This is a genomic window from Pseudomonas emilianonis, assembly GCF_023072625.1.
In the GTDB taxonomy this organism is placed as follows: domain Bacteria; phylum Pseudomonadota; class Gammaproteobacteria; order Pseudomonadales; family Pseudomonadaceae; genus Aquipseudomonas; species Aquipseudomonas paraveronii.
This window is the reverse complement of record NZ_JAKNRV010000469.1, coordinates 1-3,399: the sequence shown is the minus strand read 5'-3', so window position 1 is coordinate 3,399 and position 3,399 is coordinate 1. Positions and strand designations below refer to the sequence as shown.

Here is a 3,399-nt window from a genome sequence, read left to right as displayed (position 1 = left end):
GTATGCCTCACCCCGGCCGGGCGCACCCTGGGCCGCCGTGAAGAGTTCGCCGACCTGGACGCCGCGCGCAGTTACTTCGCCGGCAAGACCCTGTTTCGCGGCTTCGATCCGGAATGCTTCGACGCTTACCTGCAACATGGCCTGCATCAGGTCGGCGATCGCCTGCGCCTGCGCTTCGACCCGGCCACTGAAATCAGCATCTACCGAGGCGTGCCCCATACCAGCCCGGGCCAGGTGCGCCAGTTGAAAGTGCCGCTGGCGGTGGTGCGCGGGCGCCAAAGCCGGGTGGTGATGCGCCACCACGCCAGCGGCGTCGGTCGCCTGCCCATGGGGGAAATGCTCACCATGCCCGGCGGGCACATGTTCCCCCTCGAACGCCCCCAGGACACCGCGACCTTGCTCAAGCAACTGTTCGCCCGCTGGGAAGCTCGTGAGCGCAGTTGCGCATGAGTACGCCGGTCGAAGAAGTGCGCCTGAGCCTGCCGCATATCGAATTGGCCGCGCATCTGTTCGGTCCCGAAGACGGCCTGCCGGTGATCGCCCTGCATGGCTGGCTGGATAACGCCAACAGCTTCGCGCGGTTGGCGCCGAAACTGCAAGGGATGCGTATCGTCGCCCTCGACATGGCCGGCCACGGGCATTCGGCGCATCGTCCGGCGGGGGCCGGTTATGCCTTGTGGGATTACGTCCACGATGTGCTGCACGTCGCTGAACAACTGGGCTGGAAACGTTTTGCATTACTTGGTCACTCCCTCGGCGCCATCGTCTCCCTGGTATTGGCCGGTGCCTTGCCGGAGCGGGTGACGCACCTGGGTTTGATCGACGGTGTGATCCCGCCGACCGCCACCGGCGAGAACGCCGCCGAGCGGCTGGGCATGGCGTTGCAGGCGCAAATGAACCTGCAGGGCAAGCGCAAGCCGGTCTACAGCAGCCTTGATCGCGCCGTCGAAGCGCGGATGAAAGGGCTGGTGGCCGTCAGCCGCGAAGCCGCTGAACTGCTGGCCCAGCGCGGTTTGATGCCAGTGCCGGGCGGTTACACCTGGCGCACGGACAGCCGCTTGACCCTGGCATCGCCGATGCGTCTGACCGACGAACAAGCCATGGCTTTCGTGCGCCGCGTAGGTTGCCCTACACAGCTGGTGGTCGCCGCTGACGGCATGCTGGCGAGGCATCCCGAGTTGCTTTCCCAGCTACCGTTTACGGTGACGACCCTGCCCGGTGGCCATCATTTGCACTTGAATGACGAGGCTGGCGCGGTCCTTGTTGCAGACTGTTTCAATCGGTTCTTCTCTGCGCCTTGACTTGACGCGGTCAACTGCCGAGGCTGGGCGGATTGAAAGGGAGTCAACCATGAACGATCTCAACACCGATCTTGAAACTGCTGCGACCTCCGATGGCCAGGGCTCAACTATCCGATGAGCGTGCGTAAAGGCTGTATCCGTGTCCTGGGCCTGTGTGTGTTCAGCCCGTTGGTGTTCGCCGCCGATGTGCCGGGTAGCCAGGACTTGTCCGCCGTGGCCCGCCAGGTCGACGCGCAAATCGTCGATTACCGCCCCGCCGAAGAAAAAGAGCGCATTTACCCCATGGGCGCGATCCGCAAGATCAGCGGCCAGTTGCGCTACGAGGCCCAGGCCACCGCACGTGGCCAAGCCACTGCCATCACCTATGAACTGCCCTCCGAGCACACATCCAGCGCCGCGTTCACCGCCACGCGTGAAGCGTTGCAGCAGCAGGGCGCGCAACTGTTGTTCTGGTGCCAGGCCCGCGACTGCGGTGAAAGCAGCCTGTGGGCCAATGAAGTGTTCGGTAACGCCAAGCTGGTCGGCGCCGATGGTCAGCAGGAATACCTGCTGCTGCGTCTGGCCGCCCCGCAGGACAATTCCCTGGTGGCGTTGTACGGCATCACCCGCGGCAATCGCCGGGCTTACCTGCATGTCGAACAGATCGATGCCAGCGCACCGCTCGGGGAGTTGCTGCCGACCTCCGCCACGCTGTTGCGCGAACTCAAAAGCACCGGTGAGCTGGACTTTCCGGCATTGGGCGCGGACCCGGATGCCACCTGGTTGACCCTGATTTCCCGCGGGTTGAACCTCGACACCACCCTGCGTGTCAGTTTGACCGGCCCCCACGCCGAAGCGTGGCGCCAGGCCCTGGTTGACAAGGGCGTGCGGGCTGCACGCCTGGAAACCGGCACTGAGCCAGCCAAAGGCTTGCACCTGCATCTGATACGCTGACCGTAACAGGGCGAACGGACCCGTGCCGTTCGCCTAAATTAGCTGCCTACAGCCTTATCCTAGAGAAAATTCATGCTCAATAACGATCGCCTGCTGGTGCAAATCCTGCTGCTGGTGCTGTTTGGTGCCAGCTTCTGGGTGATGGCGCCGTTCTGGTCGGCGCTGTTCTGGGGCGCGGTGCTGGCGTTTGCCAGTTGGCCGCTGATGGTGTTGCTGACCCGCTGGCTGGGCGGCCGCGAATCCCTGGCCGCCGGCATTCTGACCTTGGGCTGGATGCTGCTGGTGGCGGTGCCGCTGGTATGGCTGGGGTTCAACCTCGCGGACCATGTGCGTGATGCGGTGGCGTTGATCAAGGATATTCAGGTCGACGGTTTGCCTGCGGCACCGGCCTGGTTGGGGTCGATTCCCTTTGTCGGAGAACGGCTGGTGGCGATGTGGGGCAGCATCGACGAGCAGGGCGCGGCGCTGATGGTCAGCCTCAAACCGTACCTGGGGCAGGTGGGTAATTGGCTGCTGGCGCGCAGCGCGCAGATCGGCGGCGGCATCCTGGAACTGACCCTCAGCCTGGTGTTCGTATTCTTTTTCTACCGCGACGGGCCACGCCTGGCGATGTTCGTACACCGCCTTCTGGAGCGCTTGATCGGCGACCGTGCCGGTTACTACATCGAACTGGTGGCCGGCACCGTGCAACGGGTGGTCAATGGCGTGATTGGTACGGCGGCGGCCCAGGCCGTACTGGCGCTGATCGGCTTCCTGATCGCCGGTGTGCCGGGCGCGCTGGTGCTGGGTATCGTCACTTTCCTGCTCAGCCTGATCCCCATGGGGCCGCCACTGGTGTGGATTCCGGCCACGGCCTGGCTGGCGTGGAAGGGCGATTACAGCCACGCGGTGTTCCTCGGCGTGTGGGGCACGTTCATCATCAGCGGCGTGGACAACGTGCTCAAGCCGTACCTGATCAGTCGTGGCGGCAACCTGCCGCTGGTGATCGTGCTGCTCGGGGTGTTCGGCGGCTTGATCGCGTTTGGTTTCATCGGCCTGTTTATCGGCCACGTATTCGATCACGCGGTCGCGACCGTCCATGCAGAAGTCGACGTCGAAGTCGGGCATGGAAACCCGTTCCGGGTTAAGGAACCGTTCGAACAGCAGGTCATATTCCAACGGGTCG

General features: G+C 64.0%; 3 protein-coding genes and 2 pseudogenes. 4 read left to right on the top strand and 1 reads right to left on the bottom strand.

What is annotated here, in order from left to right:
* From L9Z73_RS27715 to L9Z73_RS27700, 4 genes and pseudogenes are all read left to right on the top strand, one after another.
* Window positions 1–450, top strand: a 450-nt coding sequence (locus L9Z73_RS27715) for an alpha/beta fold hydrolase (protein WP_247407883.1), incomplete at its 5' end; no start/stop codon positions are given.
* Window positions 447–1,301 carry an alpha/beta hydrolase gene (locus L9Z73_RS27710; RefSeq protein WP_247407881.1) on the top strand — a complete coding sequence of 285 codons (855 nt, stop codon included), beginning with the start codon at window positions 447–449 and terminating at the stop codon, window positions 1,299–1,301. The genes L9Z73_RS27715 and L9Z73_RS27710, both read left to right, overlap by 4 nt.
* A 114-nt stretch (window positions 1,302–1,415) precedes the next feature.
* Window positions 1,416–2,234, top strand: a complete 819-nt coding sequence (locus L9Z73_RS27705; protein WP_247407879.1) for a DUF4892 domain-containing protein — start codon at window positions 1,416–1,418, stop codon at window positions 2,232–2,234.
* Between the two features lie 72 nt (window positions 2,235–2,306).
* A pseudogene (locus L9Z73_RS27700) lies at window positions 2,307–3,281 on the top strand (AI-2E family transporter); the annotation flags it as partial.
* Here the strand turns inward: L9Z73_RS27700 and L9Z73_RS31650 are convergent.
* A pseudogene (locus tag L9Z73_RS31650) lies at window positions 3,276–3,399 on the bottom strand (hypothetical protein); the annotation flags it as partial. The pseudogenes L9Z73_RS27700 and L9Z73_RS31650 overlap by 6 nt on opposite strands.